Source organism: Mycolicibacter longobardus (genome assembly GCF_002102265.1).
Classification (GTDB): Bacteria; Actinomycetota; Actinomycetes; order Mycobacteriales; family Mycobacteriaceae; genus Mycobacterium; species Mycobacterium longobardum.
In genome coordinates this window covers 38199-59639 of record NZ_LQPG01000055.1, presented here as the reverse complement: position 1 = coordinate 59639, position 21441 = coordinate 38199, and the positions used below count along the sequence as shown (strand labels likewise).

General features: G+C 67.7%; 22 protein-coding genes. 12 read left to right on the top strand and 10 right to left on the bottom strand.

Annotated elements, in window-relative coordinates; translation table 11 throughout:
• Nucleotides 1–9: 9 nt before the first annotated feature.
• From AWC16_RS21720 to AWC16_RS21700, 5 genes are read right to left on the bottom strand one after another with little or no spacing between them, the layout of a single operon-like run.
• Complete coding sequence (locus tag AWC16_RS21720) at nucleotides 10–1137, bottom strand: aminotransferase class V-fold PLP-dependent enzyme (protein WP_085266788.1); 1128 nt, start codon at nucleotides 1135–1137, stop codon at nucleotides 10–12.
• A 43-nt stretch (nucleotides 1138–1180) separates the two neighbouring features.
• Complete coding sequence (locus AWC16_RS21715; protein ID WP_085266787.1) at nucleotides 1181–1747, bottom strand: maleylpyruvate isomerase family mycothiol-dependent enzyme; 567 nt, start codon at nucleotides 1745–1747, stop codon at nucleotides 1181–1183.
• A gap of 9 nt (nucleotides 1748–1756) precedes the next feature.
• Entirely contained in the window at nucleotides 1757–2926 is a 1170-nt protein-coding gene (locus tag AWC16_RS21710; RefSeq protein WP_085266786.1) for an acyl-CoA dehydrogenase, read from the bottom strand.
• Nucleotides 2927–2940: 14 nt separating this feature from the next.
• The gene (gene purE, locus AWC16_RS21705) at nucleotides 2941–3447 is read right to left on the bottom strand and encodes a 5-(carboxyamino)imidazole ribonucleotide mutase (protein WP_085266785.1); all 507 of its coding nucleotides are present in this window, start codon (nucleotides 3445–3447) and stop codon (nucleotides 2941–2943) included.
• Between the two features lie 22 nt (nucleotides 3448–3469).
• Entirely contained in the window at nucleotides 3470–4726 is a 1257-nt protein-coding gene (locus AWC16_RS21700; protein ID WP_409370650.1) for a 5-(carboxyamino)imidazole ribonucleotide synthase, read from the bottom strand.
• Between the two features lie 85 nt (nucleotides 4727–4811).
• Here AWC16_RS21700 and AWC16_RS21695 point away from each other — a divergent pair, with 85 nt between their 5' ends.
• Entirely contained in the window at nucleotides 4812–5459 is a 648-nt protein-coding gene (locus AWC16_RS21695) for a GtrA family protein (protein ID WP_085266783.1), read from the top strand.
• Here AWC16_RS21695 and AWC16_RS21690 read toward each other — a convergent pair.
• The gene (locus tag AWC16_RS21690; RefSeq protein WP_085266782.1) at nucleotides 5423–5932 is read right to left on the bottom strand and encodes a PH domain-containing protein; all 510 of its coding nucleotides are present in this window, start codon (nucleotides 5930–5932) and stop codon (nucleotides 5423–5425) included. The two genes, AWC16_RS21695 and AWC16_RS21690, sit on opposite strands and share 37 nt — an antisense overlap.
• A gap of 11 nt (nucleotides 5933–5943) precedes the next feature.
• Complete coding sequence (locus tag AWC16_RS21685) at nucleotides 5944–6747, bottom strand: biotin--[acetyl-CoA-carboxylase] ligase (RefSeq protein ID WP_085266864.1); 804 nt, start codon at nucleotides 6745–6747, stop codon at nucleotides 5944–5946.
• A 65-nt stretch (nucleotides 6748–6812) separates the two neighbouring features.
• Here AWC16_RS21685 and AWC16_RS21680 point away from each other — a divergent pair, with 65 nt between their 5' ends.
• From AWC16_RS21680 to AWC16_RS25400, 8 genes are all read left to right on the top strand, one after another.
• Nucleotides 6813–9140, top strand: coding sequence for an FdhF/YdeP family oxidoreductase (locus tag AWC16_RS21680; protein ID WP_234812381.1), 2328 nt, complete (start codon nucleotides 6813–6815; stop codon nucleotides 9138–9140).
• Between the two features lie 60 nt (nucleotides 9141–9200).
• Nucleotides 9201–10853: an acyl-CoA carboxylase subunit beta gene (locus AWC16_RS21675; RefSeq protein ID WP_085266780.1), complete on the top strand. Its 1653-nt coding sequence runs from the start codon at nucleotides 9201–9203 to the stop codon at nucleotides 10851–10853.
• A 41-nt stretch (nucleotides 10854–10894) separates the two neighbouring features.
• Nucleotides 10895–11155 carry an acyl-CoA carboxylase subunit epsilon gene (locus AWC16_RS21670; RefSeq protein ID WP_085266779.1) on the top strand — a complete coding sequence of 87 codons (261 nt, stop codon included), beginning with the start codon at nucleotides 10895–10897 and terminating at the stop codon, nucleotides 11153–11155.
• A 63-nt stretch (nucleotides 11156–11218) separates the two neighbouring features.
• A complete protein-coding gene (locus tag AWC16_RS21665) occupies nucleotides 11219–11860 on the top strand; it encodes a Maf family protein (RefSeq protein ID WP_085266778.1) in 642 nt (213 codons plus the stop codon).
• 37 nt (nucleotides 11861–11897) lie between these two features.
• A complete protein-coding gene (locus AWC16_RS21660; RefSeq protein ID WP_085266777.1) occupies nucleotides 11898–12800 on the top strand; it encodes a sulfurtransferase in 903 nt (300 codons plus the stop codon).
• Nucleotides 12800–13216, top strand: coding sequence for a SufE family protein (locus AWC16_RS21655; RefSeq protein ID WP_085266776.1), 417 nt, complete (start codon nucleotides 12800–12802; stop codon nucleotides 13214–13216). The genes AWC16_RS21660 and AWC16_RS21655 overlap by 1 nt, the downstream gene beginning before the upstream one ends.
• Nucleotides 13217–13308: 92 nt before the next feature.
• Entirely contained in the window at nucleotides 13309–15108 is a 1800-nt protein-coding gene (locus AWC16_RS21650; RefSeq protein ID WP_085266775.1) for an acetyl/propionyl/methylcrotonyl-CoA carboxylase subunit alpha, read from the top strand.
• Between the two features lie 6 nt (nucleotides 15109–15114).
• Entirely contained in the window at nucleotides 15115–15510 is a 396-nt protein-coding gene (locus AWC16_RS25400; protein WP_085266774.1) for a hypothetical protein, read from the top strand.
• Here AWC16_RS25400 and AWC16_RS21640 read toward each other — a convergent pair.
• Nucleotides 15424–15699 (bottom strand): hypothetical protein, encoded by a 276-nt coding sequence (locus AWC16_RS21640; RefSeq protein ID WP_085266773.1) that lies wholly within the window; start codon nucleotides 15697–15699, stop codon nucleotides 15424–15426. The two genes, AWC16_RS25400 and AWC16_RS21640, sit on opposite strands and share 87 nt — an antisense overlap.
• A 40-nt stretch (nucleotides 15700–15739) precedes the next feature.
• Nucleotides 15740–16729: a TIGR03557 family F420-dependent LLM class oxidoreductase gene (locus AWC16_RS21635; protein ID WP_085266772.1), complete on the bottom strand. Its 990-nt coding sequence runs from the start codon at nucleotides 16727–16729 to the stop codon at nucleotides 15740–15742.
• A gap of 80 nt (nucleotides 16730–16809) precedes the next feature.
• Between AWC16_RS21635 and AWC16_RS21630 the strand changes: the two genes are divergently transcribed.
• Nucleotides 16810–17814, top strand: coding sequence for an iron-containing redox enzyme family protein (locus tag AWC16_RS21630; RefSeq protein ID WP_085266771.1), 1005 nt, complete (start codon nucleotides 16810–16812; stop codon nucleotides 17812–17814).
• Between the two features lie 193 nt (nucleotides 17815–18007).
• Nucleotides 18008–18445 (top strand): STAS domain-containing protein, encoded by a 438-nt coding sequence (locus AWC16_RS21625; protein WP_085266770.1) that lies wholly within the window; start codon nucleotides 18008–18010, stop codon nucleotides 18443–18445.
• Between the two features lie 16 nt (nucleotides 18446–18461).
• Here the strand turns inward: AWC16_RS21625 and AWC16_RS21620 are convergent, their stop codons facing one another.
• A complete protein-coding gene (locus AWC16_RS21620) occupies nucleotides 18462–20600 on the bottom strand; it encodes a catalase (protein ID WP_085266769.1) in 2139 nt (712 codons plus the stop codon).
• Nucleotides 20601–20680: 80 nt separating this feature from the next.
• Here AWC16_RS21620 and AWC16_RS21615 point away from each other — a divergent pair, with 80 nt between their 5' ends.
• On the top strand, nucleotides 20681–21364 hold the full coding sequence (locus AWC16_RS21615) for an HAD family hydrolase (RefSeq protein ID WP_085266768.1): 684 nt from the start codon (nucleotides 20681–20683) through the stop codon (nucleotides 21362–21364).
• Nucleotides 21365–21441 lie beyond the last annotated feature (77 nt).

The window sequence follows — 21441 nt, the reverse complement described above, 5'->3', positions numbered from 1 at the left end:
ACAGACAGCTCAGCCGATACGGTCGATCGCAGAACGCAGTCGCGCCACCGTGCCCTCGATATCGGCCAGCTTGTCCAGACCAAACAGCCCCACCCGGAAGGTGCTGAACGTCGCCGGCTCGTCACACTGCAGCGGCACTCCCGCCGCGGTCTGCAGCCCCTGGGCCAGAAACTTCCGCCCGGTGCGGATCTCCGGATCGGTGGTGTAGCTGACCACCACGCCGGGTGCTTCGAACCCCGGCGCGGCCACGCTGGGGAAGCCCCGTTCGGCAAGCAGCGCCCGCACCTTGCGGCCCAGGTTGAACTGCTGCTCGGCCACCTCGCCGTAACCGCGGTCGCGGGTCTCGGCCATGGCGTCGCGCAGGCGCCTGATGACTCCGGTCGGCATGGTCGCGTGATAGGCGTGGCCACCGTTCTCGTAGGCCACCATGATCTCGCGCCACTTCTTCAGATCCAGCGCGAAGCTGGTGCTCTGGGTCCGCTCCATGACCTCCATTGCCCGGCCGGACAGGCAGACCATGGCACAGCCCGGCTCGGCACTCCAGTCCTTCTGGGGTGCGGTGACCAACACGTCGACCCCCAGTGCTGCCATGTCAGCCCAGACCACACCGGAGGCGATGCAGTCCAGTACGAACAGGCCTCCCACCGCTGCAGTTGCCGCACCGACGCGCGCCAGGTAGTCGTCGGGCAGCAGGATCCCACTGGCGGTCTCCACGTGGGGGACGAAGACCACCGCGGGCCGGGTCCGCGCGATCGCCTCCTCGACCTCGTCGATGGGCGCGGGCACCCAGGGCGCCTGGTCGCCGTCGCCCGCCGGGCGTGCTTTCAAAACGGTGATCCGGTCGGTGATGCGGCCGGTCTCCAGGATCTGACTCCACCGGTAGCTGAAGAACCCGTTGCGGACGACGAGCACCTGCGCGCCGTTGGCGAATTGGCGCGCGACCGCCTCCATCCCGCAGGTTCCGTTGCCGGGCAGCACGATTGCGGCCTCGGCACGGTACACCTCACGCAGCATCGCCGAGACATCGTTCATGACGTGCTGGAAGCGTACGGACATGTGGTTGAGGGCCCGGTCGGTGTAGACGACGGAATACTCCAACAAGCCGTCGGGGTCGACCTCGGGCAGAAGTCCTGGCATAAGGCCTCTCCTAGACAGGGCGGACTGCCAATCTTAGGGCAGGTCAGCCGATCTCGACATCGGATATGTCCCGGCCGCCCAACCACAACCCCAATGCCTCGGCGGTGCCGCGGACCACGACACCGCGGCCACGCGGCCGGCCGATCCCGTTGGTGGGCTCCACCCGATACCGGAACAGGGTCGGCTGCAGCTTCTGCGCGGTCAGGCTCACTCCCTCGGCGAGGATCGCGGCCTCTTCAGCCGGGGGGATCTGCCGGGTACGCCCCAGCCCGCGCAGCACGTCCTGGTGGTGCATGGCCACGTCGCCCAGCAGCAGCCCCGCCAGCGCCCGATCGGGCACCTGCGCCCAGTGCCGGCCGGCGGCGATGAGCTCGGCCCGGTCGCGACGACGCCCGGCCGCCACAATCTCGGCGTTGATCTTGTGCAACCGCCACGGAGCCCGCAGGTACCGGCCGATCTCGGCGGTGCCGATCAGATGTGCCAGCACGTCACGCGGCGACCATTCCGTACACAACGTGGTGCCGTGGTCGAATTCCGCGTCGGTGAGCCCATCGACGGTGTCGACGAAGGCATGCCGCGCCGCGCGGACAGTGTCGATCCGGGACGTCATCGAACCACGTTAGCGCAGCAGGTGGCGGCTCATCACGACCCGCTGGATCTGGTTGGTGCCCTCATAGATCTGGGTGATCTTGGCGTCGCGCATCATCCGCTCGACCGGGAAGTCGGTGGTGTAACCCGCCCCGCCGAACAGCTGCACGGCATCGGTGGTGACCTCCATGGCCACATCGGAAGCGAAACACTTCGACGCCGCGGAGATGAAGCCCAGACCGGTCTCGCCGCGTTCGGCGCGCGCGGCCGCGGAGTAGACCATCAGCCGGGCGGCCTCCAGCTTCATCGCCATGTCGGCGAGCATGAACTGCACGCCCTGGAAAGTGCTGATGTTCTTGCCGAACTGTTTGCGGTCCTTGGTGTATTCGATCGCCGCGTCCAACGCGCCCTGCGCAATGCCGACCGCCTGGGCGCCGATGGTCGGGCGGGTGTGGTCCAGGGTGCGCAACGCGGTCTTGAACCCGGTACCCGGCTCGCCGATGATCCGGTCGCCGGGGATACGACAGTTCTCGAAGTACAGCTCGGTGGTGGGCGAACCCTTGATGCCGAGCTTGTGCTCCTTGGGCCCAATCGAAAAGCCCTCGTCGTCGATGTGGACCATGAACGCCGAGATGCCGTTGGCGTCCAGGTCGGGGTCGGTCACCGCCATCACGGTGTACCAGCTGGACTTGCCGCCGTTGGTGATCCAGCACTTGGAGCCATTCAGGATCCAGTCGTCACCGTCGGCCTTGGCGCGGGTGCGCATCGCCGCGGCGTCGCTGCCCGCCTCCCGCTCGGAAAGCGCGTAGGAGGCCATCACCTCACCCGAGGCCAGGCCCGGCAGCACCTGCTGCTTCAGCTCATCAGACCCCGACAGGATCAGCCCCATGGTGCCCAGCTTGTTCACCGCGGGAATCAGCGACGACGAGGCACAGACCCGGGCCACCTCTTCGATCACGATGCAGGCCGCGACCGAATCCGCGCCCTGCCCGCCGTACTCCTCGGGGACATGCACGGCGTTGAACCCCGACGCGTTCAACGCCGCCAGGGCCTCTTCGGGGAACCGGGCCTTCTCATCGACGTCCTTGGCGTACGGAGCGATCTCCTTCTCCGCCAACGCACGGATCGCCGCCCGCAGCTCGTCATGCTCTTCGGGAAGTTTGAACAGGTCAAACGACGGATTCCCGGCCCACCCAGCCATCACAGCCTCCTAAGCTACTCGCCGGTAACTTTACCTTGAAGCATTGCGTCCTTCGCAAGCACGCTGTCCGCCAGCTGGTCCTGAAATGCCACCATCCGAGCCCGCAGCGCCGCATCGGCGGAGCCCAGGATACGCACCGCCAGCAAACCCGCATTGCGTGCGCCGCCGATGGAAACCGTGGCCACAGGCACTCCCGCGGGCATCTGCACGATCGACAGCAACGAGTCCAGCCCGTCCAGCCGGGCCAACGGGACCGGAACCCCGATCACCGGCAGCGGTGTGGCCGAAGCCACCATTCCGGGCAGGTGCGCGGCACCGCCCGCACCGGCGATGATCACCTCGATACCGCGGCCGGCGGCGTCGCGGGCGTAGTCGAACATCCGCTGCGGGGTGCGGTGCGCAGAGACCACGCCGACCTCGAACGGGATGTCGAACTCGGCCAGCGCCATGGCCGCGTCCTGCATCACCGACCAGTCGCTGTCGCTGCCCATGATGACGCCGACCCGGGGGCTGTTAGCCATGCGCTTCCCATCCATCTGCCATCTAGTGCCGCTCCTCTCCCCCGCAAGCGGGAGGTGCCCCCACGTCGCTCTTCTGCTCCGCATCGTCGCCGGCACGCCACTCACCGTGCGACAACCAGTGTGCCGCGCTTTCAGCCCGTTCACGCAGCTTCGCCAAGTCCGCCGCGTCCGCACCGAGAAGGTTGACGTGGCCGATCTTGCGGCCCGGCCGCTCGTCCTTGCCGTACAGGTGGACCCGTGCATCGGGATAGCGGGCGAACAGGTGGTGCAGTCGTTCGTCCATCGTCATCGCCGGCGGTTCCGGGGCGCCCAGCACATTGGCCATCACGGTCAGCGCGGCAACCGGCGTCGTGGCGCCCAGCGGATAGTCCAGCACCGCGCGCAGATGCTGCTCGAACTGGCTGGTGGCCGCGCCGTCCATGGTCCAGTGGCCGGAGTTGTGCGGTCGCATCGCCAGCTCGTTGACCAGCAGCCGCCCGTCGGTCGTCTCGAACAGCTCGACGGCCAGCACCCCGACCACACCCAGCTCTTCGGCCAGCCGCAACGCCAATTGTTGTGCAGCAGAACCTGATTCGTCGGACAGGTCGGGGGCTGGCGCGATCACCGTCACGCAGATTCCATCTTCCTGCACCGTCTCGACCACCGGCCACGCCGCCCCCTGGCCGAAGGGCGACCGGGCGACCAGCGCCGCCAGCTCCCTGCGCATCGCAACCCGCTCTTCGGCCAGCACCGGCACTCCGGAGGCCAGATAGTCCGCGACGGCGGCACGAGCCCCGGATGCGTCGTCGACGATCGACACCCCGCGCCCGTCGTAACCGCCGCGGGCCGCCTTCACCACCATCGGGCCACCGGTCAGCGCCGCGAAGTCGTCGACATCCTCGACGGTCTCGATTGCGGCGAACCGGGGCACCGGAGCCCCCAACTCCGCCAGCCTGCGGCGCATCACCAGCTTGTCCTGGGCATGCAGCAACGCGGCGGGCGGAGGTGCGACGTTGACGCCTTCGGCGATCAGCTTGTCCAGCAGTTCACCCGGGACGTGCTCGTGGTCGAAGGTGAGCACGGTGGCTCCGGCCGCGACCCGGCGTAGGTCGTCAAGGTCGGTGTGTGAGCCGATCACCACATCCGGGCTGACCTGGGCCGCCGGTTCGTCGGCCGCGGTGGCCAGCACCCGCAGGGACTGACCCAGCGCGATCGCGGCCTGGTGAGTCATTCGGGCCAGCTGACCACCGCCCACCATGGCGACCGTGGGCGCCGGCGTGGCGGTTGGGGGCTTCGGCACGGGCAATATCGTGTCACGCCCGCCCGCCGGCGTCGTTATCCAGTCGTTAGGCGCGGATGCGGCGAAGTCCGTACACTGGCAACTTGTGTCTTTTACCGACGCCACGATCGCCCGCCTGCCGCGGGTGATCCGGCCACTGGCCGAGCGCCACCATGAGTTGATCAAGTTCGCCATTGTCGGCGCGACGACCTTCGTCATCGACTCGGCGCTGTTCTACACCCTCAAGCTGACGATCCTGTCGCCCAAGCCGGTCACCGCCAAGGTCATCTCCGGGATCGTCGCGGTGATCGCGTCCTACATCCTCAACCGGGAGTGGAGCTTCAAGGACCGGGGCGGTCGGGAGCGTCACCACGAGGCACTGCTGTTCTTCGGGGTCAGCGGCGTCGGCGTACTGCTGTCCATGGCGCCGTTGTGGTTCTCCAGCTACGTGCTGCAGCTGCGGGCGCCGATGGTGTCGTTGACCATCGAGAACATCGCCGACTTCATCTCGGCCTACATCGTCGGCAACCTGCTGCAGATGGCGTTCCGGTTCTGGGCGTTCCGCCGCTGGGTCTTCCCCGACGAGTTCGCCCGCAGCACCGACGCGGCCCTGGACGCCACGATCGAGACCGGCGCCCTCGCCGAGGCCTGGCAGGATTCGCTGGAGGGCGGCCCGGACACCGGTGTGGTGACCCTGTTCCGGCGGCCTGCCCGCCATCAACCGCCGGCGGACGGGCTGTCGAAGACTTCGTGATACAGCAGCGTGTGGACCTGTTCCACGCGCGGAATGTCGTAGAACTCCAGCGGTTCCTGTGACGCCGATTCGATGATCAGCGTCCCGGTACGCAACATCCGGTCGATGAACCCGTGGACGAATTCCACACTGTTGATGCGCGCCAGGGCGATGTCGATGCCGCTGCGGGTGAGCAGCCCGTGCCGGAACATCACTCGCCGGTCGGTGACCACGAAATGTGTCGTCACCCAGCTCAGGAAGGGCCACAGCGTCAGCCAGCCGACCACCACCAGCCAGATCGCCCAGATCACCCCGAAGACCACGTTCTTCGCGGTCGGGTCCCAGGCCCGCGTGTTGACGAACCCGGCCGCGAAGGCCGCACCGGCGGTGGCCAGCAACAGGGCCAGGACCGGCACGATCAGGCGTTTGACGTGAGGATGGCGGTGCAACACCACCTGCTCGTCCTCGGCGAGCACGTTCTCCGGGTAACCCACGGCCCGCGGCCCTAACCGTTGGGCCGCAACCGGGTGACGTCGCCGGCCGCCACCGTGACGGCCCCGGCCCCGGTGTCGATGACCAACCGGCCGGTGTCGTCGATGGCCTCGGCGATCCCTTCGACCCGCTGACCGCCGGGCAGGTCTGCGCGCACCCGGACACCCAGCGTGCAACTGTGCCGCCGATAGTCCGCCTGCAACGCGTCGTCGGCCCCGCCGGCCGCGCGCCAGGCCGCGATCCGGCTTGCGAGGTGGCGAAGAACCTTGTCCGCCCAGATGTTTCGATCGATCACCGCGGCGCCGAGCATGCCCAGGGAGACCGCGGCCGGGTCCGGGGCCTCTTCGGCGGTCATGGTCACGTTCAACCCGAGCCCGACGACGATCAGCTGCTTCGGCGCGGCCACCTCGGCCAGTATTCCGGCCAGCTTGCCGTCGCCCACCATGACGTCGTTCGGCCATTTCAAGCCGACCTGCAGGCCCAGGACGTCGACGATCGCATCGGCGACCGCAACCCCGGTCGCCAGGGTCAACCAGCCCCACCCGGAGGTCGGCACCGCATCCGCGGCAACCCCGACCGACAGTGCGAGCTGGCTGCGCGGCGGAGTCACCCAGTGCCGGCCGTGGCGTCCGCGGCCGGCTGTCTGGTGCTCGGCCAGCAGCACGGCGCCGTCGATGTCCTCGCCCGCCGCGCAGCGGGCCAGCAGGTCGGCGTTGGTGGAGCCGGTTTCGGTGACGACGTCCAATGCCCGCCACGGTCCCTGCGGACCGGTCAGCCGGGCGCGGAGGTTGACTGCGTCGAGCGCGGGGCGGTCCATGATCGCCAAGCTTACGACCGAGTCGGCCTCCACACGGTCGCCGCGCGATCTAGATTGGGATGATCATGGGCCGCTTTCGCTCTACCGGTCGAGACGTCGACCGCGACTACGACGAGCATCGCGTGACGATCACGCCGCGCAAGGATGAGGCGGCGGGGGTACGTGCGGTGATGGTCTCGCTGCAGCGCAGCCTCAGCCAGATGGGTCTGCTGCGGACCGGGGCGGCGTGGGCTCGGCTGAATCAACGCAACGGTTTCGACTGTCCGGGCTGCGCCTGGCCGGAGGAACAAGGTGGACGCAAAATCGCGGAGTTCTGCGAGAACGGCGCGAAGGCGGTCGCCGAGGAGGCCACCACCCGCGTCGTCCCCCCCGAGTTCTTCGCGCACCACTCGGTCGAAGAGCTGTCGAGCAAGCCGGAGTACTGGCTGTCCCAGCAGGGTCGTCTCACGCACCCGATGGTGCTGCGGCCCGGTGACGACCACTACCGCCCGATCGGCTGGGACGACGCCTACCGGCTGATCACCGCCGAACTCAACGCGCTGGACAGCCCGGACGAGGCGGTGTTCTACACCTCCGGGCGCACCAGCAACGAGGCCGCCTTCGTCTATCAGTTGCTGGTCCGCAGCTTCGGCACGAACAATCTGCCCGACTGCAGCAACATGTGCCACGAATCCTCGGGTACGGCGCTGACCGAATCGATCGGGATCGGCAAGGGCTCGGTGACCGTCGATGACATCGAGCACGCGGACCTGATCCTGATCGCCGGCCAGAATCCGGGCACCAACCACCCGCGCATGCTGTCGGTGTTGGAGAAGGCCAAGGCCAATGGCGCGCGAGTGGTGGCGATCAACCCCCTTCCCGAAGCCGGACTGATCCGGTTCAAGGATCCCCAGAAGCTGAGCGGCGTGGTGGGCCACGGCGTCCCGATCGCCGACGAGTTCGTACAGATCCGCCTTGGCGGCGACATGGCGTTGTTCGCGGGGCTCGGCAGGCTGCTGCTGGACGCCGAAGAACGCGCCCCCGGCACCGTCGTCGACCGGGAGTTCATCGGGCAGTACTGTTCCGGGTTCGACGAGTACCGACGCCGCACCCGCGACATCGACCTCGAGGTGGTGTCCGCCGCGACCGGTATCGAACGTGCACAGCTGGAGCGCGTTGCGGAGATGCTGGCGACGTCGCAGCGCACGGTGCTGTGCTGGGCGATGGGCCTGACCCAGCACAGCCACGCAGTCGCCACAATCGGCGAGGCCACCAACGTGCTGCTGCTGCGCGGCATGATCGGCAAGCCGGGAGCCGGTGTCTGTCCGGTGCGGGGACACTCCAATGTCCAGGGCGACCGGACCATGGGCATCTGGGAGCAGATGCCCGAGTCGTTCCTGGCCGCGCTGGATCGCCGGTTCGGCATCGTCAGCCCACGCCGACACGGCTACGACACGGTTGCCGCGATCAGGGCGATGCGTGATGGCCGGGCCAAAGTTTTCATGGGCATGGGCGGAAACTTCGCGGCCGCGACGCCGGATACCGCCGTCACCGAGGCCGCGCTGCGCCGGTGTGCGCTGACGGTGCAGGTGTCGACCAAACTCAACCGCAGTCATCTGGTCCACGGGGCGACCGCTTTGATCCTGCCGGCCTTGGGTCGCACCGACCGAGACGTGCGCGACGGGCGCAAACAGGTGGTCTCGGTGGAGGATTCCATGTCGATGGTGCACCTGTCGCGAGGCCGCCTGCGACCTCCGAGCGACCTGGTGCGCAGCGAGGTGCAGATCGTCTGCGACCTGGCACGTGCCCTGCTGGGACCCGATCATCCGGTGCCGTGGTCGCAGTTCGCCGACGACTACGACACCATCCGGGATGCGATCGCGGCGGTGGTTCCCGGATGCGCGGACTACAACCACAAGGTCCGCCGGCCCGACGGCTTCCAGCTCCCGCACCCGCCGCGCGACGCCCGTGAATTTCCCACCCGCACAGGCAAAGCCAACTTCGCCGTCAACCCGCTGCAATGGGTGCCGGTGCCACCCGGACGGCTGGTGCTGCAGACGCTGCGCAGCCACGACCAGTACAACACCACGATCTACGGGCTCGACGACCGTTACCGCGGTGTCAAGGGCGGCCGTCGCGTGGTGTTCGTCAACCCCGCCGACATCGACGCCCTGGGCCTGACCGACGGCGTCCGCGTCGACCTGGTGTCGGAGTGGACCGACGCCGACGGTGAACTGCAGGAGCGGTGGGCGAAGGACTTTCTGGTGGTGGCTTACTCCACTCCGGTCGGCAACGCGGCGGCCTACTACCCGGAAACCAATCCGTTGGTGCCGCTCGACCACACGGCGGCCCGGTCCAACACGCCCGTGTCGAAGGCGGTGGTGATCCGCCTGGAGCCGACCCGAGACGGGTGAGGCGGACCCTAGCCGGTCCGGTCGGGCGATCCGATGGCCCACACTTTAAGATCGTTTCTTATGACCAGTGTTACCGAGCACTCCGGCGAGGCCCACGTAGAGGCGCAGGCCGAGCATGTCGTCGACATCCACACCACCGCGGGCAAGCTCGCCGACCTCAAGCGTCGCACCGAGGAGACCCTGCACCCGGTCGGTGAGGCCGCGGTCGAGAAGGTGCATGCCAAGGGCAAGCTGACCGCTCGTGAACGGGTCTACGCGTTGCTGGACGAGGGCTCCTTCGTCGAGCTCGACGCGCTGGCCAAGCACCGCAGCACCAACTTCGGCCTCAGCGACAAGCGTCCGCTCGGCGACGGCGTGGTGACCGGCTACGGCACCATCGACGGCCGCGAGGTCTGCATCTTCAGCCAGGACGCCACCGTGTTCGGCGGCAGCCTCGGCGAGGTCTACGGCGAGAAGATCGTCAAGGTCCAAGAGCTGGCCATGAAGACCGGCCGGCCGCTGATCGGGATCAACGACGGCGCCGGTGCCCGCATCCAGGAGGGTGTGGTCTCGCTGGGCCTGTACAGCAAGATCTTCCACAACAACATTCTGGCCTCCGGGGTCATCCCGCAGATCTCACTGATCATGGGCGCGGCCGCCGGCGGTCACGTGTACTCCCCCGCTCTGACCGACTTCATCGTGATGGTCGACCAGACCAGCCAGATGTTCATCACCGGCCCGGACGTGATCAAGACCGTCACCGGCGAGGACGTCACCCAGGAGGAGTTGGGCGGCGCCCACACCCACATGGGCAAGTCGGGCACCGCGCACTACGTCGCCTCCGGCGAGCAGGACGCCTTCGAATACGTGCGCGACCTGCTCAGCTACCTGCCGCCGAACAACTACGCCGACCCGCCGCGCTTCCCGGTGCCGGCGCCGGAAGGGGCGATCGAGGACAACCTCACCGACGAGGACATCGAGCTGGACACGCTGATCCCGGACTCGCCGAACCAGCCGTACGACATGCACGAGGTGATCACCCGGATCCTCGACGACGACGAGTTCCTCGAAGTACAGGCCGGTTACGCGCAGAACATCATCGTCGGCTTCGGCCGTGTCGAAGGACGCACGGTCGGCATCGTGGCCAACCAGCCGACCCAGTTCGCCGGCTGCCTGGACATCAACGCCTCGGAGAAGGCGGCCCGGTTCATCCGGACCTGCGACTGCTTCAACATCCCGATCGTGCTGCTGGTCGATGTGCCCGGCTTCCTGCCCGGCACCGAGCAGGAATACAACGGCATCATCCGGCGCGGCGCCAAGCTGCTCTACGCCTACGGCGAGGCCACGGTCGCCAAGATCACCGTCATCACCCGCAAGGCCTACGGCGGCGCGTACTGCGTGATGGGTTCCAAGGAGATGGGCGCCGACGTCAACGTGGCCTGGCCGACGGCCCAGATCGCGGTGATGGGCGCCTCCGGCGCGGTCGGGTTCGTCTACCGTCAGCAACTCTCCGAGGCGGCCAAGAAGGGTGAGGACGTCGATGCGCTCCGCTTACAACTGCAGCAGGAGTACGAGGACACCCTGGTGAACCCGTACGTCGCCGCCGAGCGCGGCTACGTCGACGCGGTGATTCCGCCGTCGCACACCCGCGGCTACATCGCGACGTCGCTGCGGCTGCTGGAACGCAAGATCGTCCAGCCGCTGCCCAAGAAGCACGGGAACATTCCCCTGTGAGCGGAGGGAGCGCAGCGATCGACGCGAGCAGTACAGACGCTGTGAGTAACGCGAACGAGGCGACCACGCCGACAGAAGCGGCTCCCGCGGCCGCCGAGCCGCACATCCGGGTGCTCAGCGGCAACCCCACCGACGAGGAACTGGCGGCGCTGATCGCGGTGCTGGGCAGCGCCGGCGGGGCGGTGGCCGATGCCGGAGCGCAGGACCGCAATCTGTGGGGTCACCCGGTCGACAAGCTGCGGTATCCCCTGTTCAGCTGGCAGCGGATCACTCTGCTGGAGCGCACGCACATGCGCCGGTGACCCGCCGGTGACGAGGCCGAGCGCCAGCGAGGCGGAGGATATCCGGCGCCGAAAGGCCCTTCGGTGACGAGGCTGGTCCTCGGTTCGGCATCGGCAGGCCGGCTGGCCGTCCTGCGCGGCGCCGGGATCGACCCCCTGGTGATGGTCTCCGGTGTCGACGAGGACGCCGTGATGGCCCGCCTGGCCGCTGACGCCGGCCCGGACCAGGTGACCGGCGCCCTGGCCGCCGCCAAGGCACAGCAGGTCGCCTCCACCGTGGCACCCCCGGTGAACGCGGATTGCGTTGTCATCGGCTGTGATTCGATGCTCTACATCGACGGCGAGTTGCACGGCAAACCGGCATCCGCCGACCAGGCCCGTGGCCGCTGGCGCGCGATGGCCGGCAATTCCGGGCAGCTCTACACCGGGCACAGCCTGATCCGGTTGCACGACAGCGAGATCACCCATCAGATCACTGAAACCTCAGTAACCACAGTGCGTTTCGGCAGTCCTGACGATGATGACCTGGAGGCCTACCTGGCCAGCGGTGAGCCGCTGCGGGTGGCCGGCGGGTTCACCCTGGACGGCTTGGGAGGCTGGTTCGTCGACGGCGTCGACGGCGACCCGTCCAGCGTCATCGGCATCAGCCTGCCGATGCTGCGCCGTCTGCTGGCCGGCGTCGGACTCTCGATCGCTGCGCTGTGGGCGGCCAACCCCATCGGCTGACCGCGAGTCGGGCTTACCGACCGGTACGCTCGATGCCGTGCCAGTGTCTGCCGACCCCAGCCCCGCCCTGCAGTCCTACGCCCACCCCGAACGGTTGGTGACCGCCGACTGGCTCGCCGGGAATCTGGGCACGCCCGGTCTCGTCGTGGTGGAGTCCGACGAGGACGTACTGCTCTACGACATCGGCCACATCCCCGGCGCGGTGAAGATCGACTGGGTCACCGATCTCAACGACGCACCGGTCCGCGACTACATCACCGGGGAGCAGTTCGCCGACCTGATGAACCGCAAGGGCATCTCTCGCGACGACACCGTGGTGATCTACGGCGACAAGTCGAACTGGTGGGCCGCCTACGCGCTGTGGGTGTTCACCCTGTTCGGCCACGAAGACGTGCGGCTGCTCGACGGCGGTCGCGACCTGTGGGTGTCCTCGGGCCGGGAGACCACCCTGGACGTACCGTCGAAGACCACGACCGGCTACCCCGTCGTCAAGCGCAATGACGCCCCGATCCGGGCCTACAAGGACGACGTGCTGGCAATCATCGGCCAAGCGCCACTGATCGACGTCCGCTCGCCCCAGGAGTACACCGGCGAGCGCACCCACATGCCGGAATACCCGGAGGAGGGCGTGCTGCGCGGCGGTCACATCCCCACCGCGGTGTCCGTCCCGTGGAGCAAGGCGGCCGACGACGCCGGCCGGTTCCGCAAACGCGAGGAGCTCGAACAGCTCTACGACTTCATCAAGCCCGGCGACAAGCCGGTCGCCTACTGCCGGATCGGGGAACGGTCCAGCCACACCTGGTTCGTACTGACCCATCTGCTCGGCATGGAGGGCGTCCGCAACTACGACGGCTCCTGGACCGAGTGGGGCAACACCGTGCGGGTGCCCATCGTCGACGGACCAGAACCGGGATCCGCGCCGAGGGCCGCAACCAGCTGATGAGCCTTCCGGAGGCACTGGCGCAGGTGGTGTCCGACTTCGCCGACGTCGAAGGGCAGGACAAACTCAAACTGCTGCTGGAATTCGCCGACGAGCTGCCCGACCTGCCCGACGACCTGGCCGAATCCGCCATGGAGCCGGTGCCGGAGTGCCAGTCGCCGTTGTTCCTGCATGTCGACGCCGCCGACCGGCAGCGGGTGCGGCTGTATTTCAGCGCGCCCCCGGAAGCTCCCACCACGCGCGGGTTCGCCTCGATCTGGGCCGCGGGTCTCGACGGCCAGCCGGCCGACGTGATCCTGGGCGTGCCGGAGGATTTCGCGTCCCGGTTGGGCCTGGCGGCGCTGATCAGCCCGCTGCGACTGCGCGGCATGTCGGCCATGCTGACCCGGATCAAGCGGCGGTTACGCGCCACCTAAGGGCCACCTGGAACAGGTTCATCGGTCGCCCTTACACTGCTGTGAAGCTAGATTCTTAAAGACCTTTCTTAAACATGCCATCAGGAGGGCCAGTGGCGAACCATGCCAGCTCGAAGATCTCCAAGGTGCTCGTCGCCAACCGCGGAGAGATCGCAGTCCGGGTGATCCGCGCCGCGCGCGACGCCGGATTGGCCAGCGTGGCCGTGTACGCCGAACCCGACGCCGACGCTCCGCACGTCCGGCTGGCCGATGAGGCGTTCGCCCTGGGCGGTCAGACCTCCGCCGAGTCCTACCTGGTGTTCGAGAAGATCCTCGACGCCGCGGCGCAGTCGGGTGCCAATGCGATCCACCCCGGTTACGGCTTCCTCTCGGAGAACGCCGACTTCGCCCAGGCCGTGCTCGACGCCGGCCTGATCTGGATCGGGCCGAGCCCGCAGTCCATCCGCGATCTCGGCGACAAGGTCACCGCCCGCCACATCGCCGCCCGCGCCAAGGCGCCGCTGGTGCCCGGCACCCCGGACCCGGTCAAGGACGCCGACGAGGTGGTGGCCTTCGCCAAGGAGTACGGCGTGCCGGTGGCGATCAAGGCCGCGTTCGGCGGCGGCGGTCGCGGCATGAAGGTGGCCCGGACCATCGAGGAGATCCCCGAGCTGTTCGAGTCGGCCACCCGGGAGGCGATCGCAGCCTTCGGCCGCGGCGAGTGCTTCGTGGAGCGCTACCTCGACAAGCCCCGCCACGTCGAGGCCCAGGTCATCGCCGACCAGCACGGCAATGTCGTCGTCGCGGGCACCCGCGACTGCTCGCTGCAGCGCCGCTTCCAGAAGCTGGTCGAGGAGGCCCCGGCGCCGTTCCTGACCGACGCGCAGCGCAAGGAGATCCACGAGTCCGCCAAGCGGATCTGCAAGGAGGCCGGTTACTACGGCGCCGGCACGGTGGAGTACCTGGTCGGCCAGGACGGGCTGATCAGCTTCCTGGAGGTCAACACCCGCCTGCAGGTGGAGCACCCGGTCACCGAGGAGACCTCCGGCATCGACCTGGTGCGTGAGCAGTTCCGCATCGCCAACGGCGAGACGCTGGACATCACCGAAGACCCAGCGCCGCGCGGTCACTCCATCGAGTTCCGCATCAACGGTGAGGACGCCGGTCGCGGTTTCCTGCCCGCCCCCGGCCCGGTCACCCGCTTCGACCCGCCGACCGGCCCCGGCATCCGGATGGACTCCGGTGTGGAGACCGGTTCGGTGATCGGCGGCCAGTTCGACTCGATGCTGGCCAAGCTGATCGTCACCGGCGCGACCCGCACCGAGGCGCTGGAACGCGCCCGGCGCGCCCTGGACGAGTTCCACGTCGAGGGCCTGGCCACGGTCATCCCGTTCGACCGCGTGGTGGTGCGCGACCCGGCGTTCGTCGGTGACGAGAACGGCTTCACGGTGCACACCCGCTGGATCGAGACCGAGTTCGAGAACAACATCGAGCCCTTCACCGGCGGCGAGCCGCTGGATGACGAGGATGCCCAGCCTCGTCAGAAGGTGGTCGTCGAGGTCGGCGGACGCCGCCTGGAGGTGTCGCTGCCGGGTGATCTGGCCCTGGGCGGCGGTGGTGGGGGCGGCGGCGCCGCCGGCGTCATCCGGAAGAAGCCCAAGGCCCGCAAGCGTGGCGCACACGGCGGTGCGGCGGCGTCCGGCGACGCGGTGACCGCACCCATGCAGGGCACCGTGGTGAAAGTGGCCGTCGAGGAAGGCCAGGAGGTGGCCGCCGGCGACCTGGTCGTCGTGCTGGAGGCCATGAAGATGGAGAACCCGGTCACCGCGCACAAGGACGGCGTCATCACCGGCCTGGCGGCCGAGGCCGGAGCAGCCATCACGCAGGGCACCGTGCTCTGCGAGATCAAGTAGCCGGATATCGAACCAGTCGAGATCAACGCCGGCCCGTGGTATCTGCGGATGCCACGGGCCGACAACCGTGTCGACGACCGCCCCACCCTGGCCGACCTCGGTGAGACCGACCCGGACTACGTCACCAAAGCGGCGTCCGGCTGGGCTGCCGACACGCGTTATCTCTGGGCGGTCTGCGAGCCGACCACGGGTGAACTATTGGCCGAAGTCACGCTGAATCCGGCCTCCGGTGAGATCGCGACCCGCAACCGCGCGAGTCAAGACGAGGCAGCACGGACCGGGGCGCAGGCGGTGTCCCGGTTCGCCGCCGGCGCATTAGGCCTGACGACGATGGTGGTCGGCATGGGTGGTCCGGCGTCGCCCGACGAAAATCCAGGTCAAGCCCCCGGCAGCGAGCGCTAGGACGGCAATTCCGAAGCCCAGCGTCCAGGTGGCGTCGTGCAGCGCGGCGGCGCTCATGAAGCCCACCAGGGCCAGCGCCGCCATCATGAGCATGGCCAGTCCCGGCAACTCACGGCGGTCCTTGAACACCAGTCCGTCCCGCGGACGGGTCGTCCGCTTGTAGTCGATCCCCTCATCGGTGTTGCTCATGGGACCACTTGTACCCTCGACGGCTCGACCCGAAACCCTGCTAGTCCGCGGCGTCGCGCAGCGCGGCCAGCAGCGGCTCCGCGGCTTCCTTGAGGAAGGCGTCCTGCGTCTCCCCGCCGATCTGGATGATCGCGATGTCGGTGAACCCTGCCTTCCGGTAAGCGCCCACGGCCTCGACGATCGCGTCCAGATCCGGTCCGCAGGGAATCGCCTCCGCGACGTCCTGCGGTCGCACGTATCGGGTGGCGGCCGCGAACGCGGCCGGTGTCGGCAGTTCGGCGTTGACCGGCCAGCCGCCGGCGAACCAGCGGAACTGCCGATGGGCACGCTGTATCGCCGTGTCGCGGTCGGCATCCCAGCACACCGGCAGCTGCCCGATAACCCGCCCACCGCCGGCCAATCCGGCTGCCTGCCGGGTGGTGTGCCAGGTCTGGACCAGTTGCGCGTCGGGCTGCACCGCGACCAGGTGCTCAGCGGCCGCGGCAAATCTGTCGATCCCCTTCGCGCCGGATACCGCCACGGCCAGCGCCACCGGGATCTTCGGGAGATCCCACAGCCGCGCCTGATCCACCTGGTAGTACTCACCGCCGTGGTCGACCGTCTCGCCCATGAGCAGCTCGCGAATGATCTTGATGGCTTCAGCCAGCATGTCCTGCCGGCGCCGTACATTCGGCCAGCCTGTGCCGGTGACGATGTGCTCGTTGAGGTTCTCTCCGCTGCCCAGGCCCAAGGTGAACCGGCCGTCGGCGAGGATCTGCACGGTCGCCGCCTGCTGGGCCACCACCGCCGGGTGATAGCGCATCGTCGGGCAGGTCACGAAGGAATACAGGTGCATCCGCTCGGTGGCGTGTGCGACCGCTCCCAGCAGCACCCACGCGTTCGGCGCGTGGCCCTGCGACGCCAGCCAGGGTGAAAAGTGGTCGCTGCAGACCGCGAAATCGAAACCGCGTTCTTCGGCGGAAACCGCATAACGAACCAGATCCGCCGGTCCGCTCTGCTCGGTCATCAGGGTGTAGCCGAACCGTGTCATCCTCCTCGGATACCCAACGCCCGACCGCCGAAACGGTGCCGCCCCGTTTGGGCGGGCCTGTGCAGGGGGTATCCGCGAGCGTGCCCGCCGCAACCATTCACACCGAACCCCGGCTGCCTGCCGCCTGCGGACCGATCTCGGCGGCGGTCTGCGGGCTGCTCGACCGGCCCGCCGGCACGGCCCGTGGAATCGATCCCCCGACCGTCGACGACCCCCAAGGCCGCGACCTGCAACTGGCCCTATACGTGTGCTACGAGCTGCACTACCGCGGATTCGCCGGGGTGGACCCGGCCTGGGAGTGGGATACCACCTTGTTGGAACTGCGCGCGCAGCTGGAACAGGTGTTCCTCGATAGTGTTCGGCAAGACGTCGGAAGGATACCGTCGGACACCACGGCGAACTCCGAAATGGCCGCTGCGGCAAACGAGCCCGTGCACGGCAGCGGACCGTCCTGGTACCTGCGTGACCACGGCACCTGGGAGCAGGCCCGCGAGTACTTCGTGCACAGGTCGCTGTATCACCTCAAGGAGGGCGATCCGCATGCCTGGATCATTCCGCGCCTGACCGGGCAGGCCAAGGCCTCGTTCGTTGCGATCGAATTCGACGAGTACGGCGCCGGACGAGGACCGCGGATACACCAGCAGCTGTTCGCCGACCTGCTCACCGCTGCCGGCTTGAATGCCGACTACCTGGCCTACCTCGACGTTGTTCCGGCCGAGTCACTGGCGGTGGTGAACCTGATGTCGCTGTTCGGGCTGCATCGCCGCTGGCGGGGTGCCGCCGCCGGGCATTTCGCCGCCACCGAGATCACCTCGCCGCCCGGGGCAAGCCGCCTGGTCGCAGCGCTGCGCCGGATGGGTGCGCCCGAGCCGTGCGTGGCGTTCTACGCCGAGCACGTCGAGGCCGACGCAGTACACGAACACGTCGTGCGCACTGACGTAGTAGGTGACCTCCTGCACCGTGCTCCGCAATTGGAGACCGATGTCGTGTTCGGTATGCGCGCTCGCGAGGCTGTGGAAAATCGACTGGCCGATCTCATGACGACAGCCTGGTCGGCGGGACGCTCTTCATTGGCCGCGATGTGAAACTTAAGGTTTCACTGGGATTTTCGAAAATTGTTGGCCATCCCTTTGCCAATCCGGATCACGTATCGGTAACGTCTGATTCCTCCGGTTGAGTTCACAGCCGCAGTTGAACGTCACCGTGTAAACGCAGATCTGGAAGTGATTACGCTGACGTGATCCAACAGCACGATTCGTCGACTGATGGAGCCACAACATGACGACCAGCAAGATTACGCAGAACGCTTTCGCAACTCCCGCAACGGAAGCCACTCAGGCTTGGCGGAACCACACCGCGAGGTTCACCGTCCACTGGGGCCGGTCCGGAGCGGTGGTGGCCGCAAATGGGGAGATCGACGCGGCGAACGCCGGCCGATTCTCTGACGACGCCCAACGCTGTGCCGACTGCTGCGAATGGCTGATCTTGGACCTGTCGGAGTTGACATTCATTGGCACTGCCGGATTCTCGGCACTCAAGTCGATCAGCGCGCGGTGCGCCAGTACGCAGACGCGACTGATGGTGATCCCCAGCCCGGCGCTGACCACCGTGGTGCGGATCTGCGACCCGCAGTCGCGCCTCCCGCTGGTGGAATCGCTGGCCGACGCCCTGGCCGACGTGCAGAGGTCCGGGCGGCCACTTCGCCTGGTCCCCTGAGCGCGGCGCACTCAATCTAGGCCGGCACCGCGTCGGCGGACCGCTGCCAGGCGCGATGCCCGGCGAGTTCGTTGGCGAACGCGTCGAAGAAGTCGTCGTTCAAGTCGTCGGCCGCGGCCGTCGTCGTCACCACGCCCGCCGACACCGTCACGCCGGTGTCGGCGGCCAGTTGGTCGGCGATCCCGGCCTTGGGCAGCAGCGGCACACCCGCCCCGAACGCCCCGACCGTCTTGAGGTGCTTATAGGCCTCGGTGATGAAATGCATCGCGTACCCGTCGCCGGACAGCGCCCGGACCGCATCCGGACCGCACGGCACCACCACCGCGTCATAGAGCACCGATGCCATGGTGGTGATGGCCCGGTCGACGCCCAGCCGTCCCCCCGACCCGCCCGTGAGGTCGCCACCGGCGACCGGCGCCAGCACCTCGGCGATGGCGCCCCGTTCCCGCATCGCCGCCACGAAACATTGCACACCCACCACGTCGACGCCATCGGCGGCCAGAACCGCGATCCTGCGGCTTTCGATACCGGGCGCATCTGCGTCGGAGGGCGTATGGGCAGCACCCACCTGCGACAACGCCGCTGACACCACCGCCCCAGCGACGGGCTGCTCGGCGGGCGCCGGCAGGCCGAGCTTGTCGGCAACCTGCCGCGCCAGCGCGTGGTCGATCAGGTTGAGTTGTTCGACGACCCGCTCCCGGATCTCGATGGTTTCACATTTCCCCAGCTCGAATGCGTACGCCGCGACGATGTGCTGCGCTTCCGGTTCGGACATGCTCCTCCAGAACATCCGCGCCTGGCTGTAGTGGTTCTCGAAGCTCGCGGCGCGCTTGCGGATCTTGGCGCCGTCCACCTTCTCGGTGTAGTGCCGGAACACCCCGTCGTCCGGCCCCGAGCCGGCCAGAGCCGGGCAGCCGCCACCCAGTGAGTTCTTGTAGTAGCTCGACTTTCCCTGCGGGATCGCGTGTTGGCCGTAGCCGTCGTGCTGGTTGGTGCGGACGTCCGCAACCGGCCGGTTGACCGGGAGCTGCGCAAAGTTCGGGCCGCCGAGCCGGATCAACTGGGTGTCCAAGTAGGAGAAGTTGCGGAACTGCAGCAGGGGGTCGTTGGTGAAGTCGATTCCCGGTACGACGTTGGCGGTGCAGAACGCGACCTGCTCGGTTTCGGCGAAGAAGTTCTCCGGGTTCCGGTTGAGCACCATGGTGCCCACCGGGCGGACCGGAACCTGTTCTTCGGGAATGATTTTGGTGGCGTCCAACAGGTCGAAATCGAAGTTGAACTCGTCGGCTTCTGGCACCAGCTGGACGCCGAGTTCCCATTCCGGGAACTGGCCGGCCTCGATGGCGTCCCACAGGTCGCGGCGGTTGAAGTCGGGATCCTTACCGGCGATCTTCTGGCACTCGTCCCAGATCAGCGAATGCACGCCGAGCTTGGGCTTCCAATGGAACTTCACGAAGGTCCCCTCACCGGCCGCGTTGACCAAGCGGAAGGTGTGCACGCCGAAGCCCTGCATCATCCGGTAGCTGCGTGGTAACGCGCGGTCCGACATCAGCCACATGATGGCGTGCAGTGTCTCCGGCTGCAGCGACACGAAATCCCAGAGTGTGTCGTGGGCGGACTGCGCCTGCGGAATCTCGTTGTCCGGTTCGGGTTTCACCGCGTGGACGAAGTCGGGGAACTTGATCCCGTCCTGGATGAAGAACACTGGAAAGTTGTTGCCCACCAGGTCGTAGTTACCCGCCTCGGTGTAGAACTTGGTGGCGAATCCCCGCACGTCGCGCACGGTGTCGGCCGAACCGCGGGAACCCGCCACCGTCGAGAAGCGCACGAACACCGGGGTCTTGGTGCCCGGCGTGGTCAGAAACCTTGCCGCGGTGTACTCGGCAAGCGAGTCGTCGTAGGGCTCGAAGTGGCCGTAGGCGCCCGATCCTCGGGCGTGCACCACCCGCTCGGGAATCCGTTCATGGTCGAAGTGGGTGATCTTCTCCCGGGCGTGGAAGTCCTCCAGCAGCGTCGGACCGCGTTCGCCGACGGTCAGCGCGTCATCGGTGTGGTCGACGCGCACCCCTTGCTGGGTAGTCAGATACCCGGACTGACGGTCGATCCGGTAGTCGTCGAGCTGTCGCTGCTTGGCATCACGGTCGTCGGTAGCCACCGCTGTTCCTCTCGTTCGTATTCAGAACTCGGTGGGTGGGTATCCCAGCCGGGACATCGGCAAACGAGAGAGGAAGAACCGTGACCGACAACTCGGCTGTGTTGTTCGACGTCGACGGCACCCTGGTCGATTCCAACTATCTGCATGTGCACGCCTGGCGGCGCGCGTTCGCCGATGTGCACATCGAGGTGGAATCCTGGCGAATCCATCGCGCCATCGGCATGGACGGATCCGAGCTGGTGCGACTGCTCTCCGACGACGCGCCCGAGGACATCCGTCAGCGGCTCAAGGACCTGCACTCGCGCTACTACCAGCAGTCGGCGGCGCTGCTGTCGCCGCTGCCGGGCGCCCGCCGCCTGCTGGAACACGTTGCGGCCCTGGGCGTCCCGGTGGTCTTGGCGACGTCGGCACCGGAGGACGAGTTGGCCGTGCTGCGCAAGGTGCTCGATTGCGATGATCTGGTCACGGCGTTCACTTCGTCGAACGATGTCGACGTGGCCAAACCCGATCCGGGCATCATCAGGGTCGCGCTGGACCGGATCGGCGCGTCGGCGGATCGCGCGGCTTTCGTGGGAGACGCCGTCTGGGACGCGCAGGCGTGCGGGCGCGCCGGCCTGCCCTGCATCTGTCTGCTCAGCGGCGGGGTATCCCGCGCTGAGCTGGAAACAGCCGGCGCCGCGGCGGTTTTCGACAACGCGGAAGATCTGCTCTTGCATTTGGGTCAGACACCCATCGCCGCCCTCGCCGGACGGCCTGGGAGCTGACTGGGCTACCGGACCCGGCGGTCAGCGAGGCTCGACGGAGGAGAGCCGAAGCTGGAGCGCCGCATCAAACCCGGCGG

Bases quoted from the DNA above. Each gene is read 5' to 3' on its own strand.
- AWC16_RS21720 (WP_085266788.1), bottom strand. From the start codon at position 1,137: ATGCCAGGACTTCTGCCCGAGGTCGACCCCGACGGCTTGTTGGAGTAT.
- AWC16_RS21715 (WP_085266787.1), bottom strand. From the start codon at position 1,747: ATGACGTCCCGGATCGACACTGTCCGCGCGGCGCGGCATGCCTTCGTC.
- AWC16_RS21710 (WP_085266786.1), bottom strand. From the start codon at position 2,926: ATGGCTGGGTGGGCCGGGAATCCGTCGTTTGACCTGTTCAAACTTCCC.
- purE (WP_085266785.1), bottom strand. From the start codon at position 3,447: ATGGCTAACAGCCCCCGGGTCGGCGTCATCATGGGCAGCGACAGCGAC.
- AWC16_RS21685 (WP_085266864.1), bottom strand. From the start codon at position 6,747: ATGGACCGCCCCGCGCTCGACGCAGTCAACCTCCGCGCCCGGCTGACC.
- AWC16_RS21680 (WP_234812381.1), top strand. From the start codon at position 6,813: ATGGGCCGCTTTCGCTCTACCGGTCGAGACGTCGACCGCGACTACGAC.
- AWC16_RS21675 (WP_085266780.1), top strand. From the start codon at position 9,201: ATGACCAGTGTTACCGAGCACTCCGGCGAGGCCCACGTAGAGGCGCAG.
- AWC16_RS21655 (WP_085266776.1), top strand. From the start codon at position 12,800: ATGAGCCTTCCGGAGGCACTGGCGCAGGTGGTGTCCGACTTCGCCGAC.
- AWC16_RS21640 (WP_085266773.1), bottom strand. From the start codon at position 15,699: ATGAGCAACACCGATGAGGGGATCGACTACAAGCGGACGACCCGTCCG.
- AWC16_RS21635 (WP_085266772.1), bottom strand. From the start codon at position 16,729: ATGACACGGTTCGGCTACACCCTGATGACCGAGCAGAGCGGACCGGCG.
- AWC16_RS21625 (WP_085266770.1), top strand. From the start codon at position 18,008: ATGACGACCAGCAAGATTACGCAGAACGCTTTCGCAACTCCCGCAACG.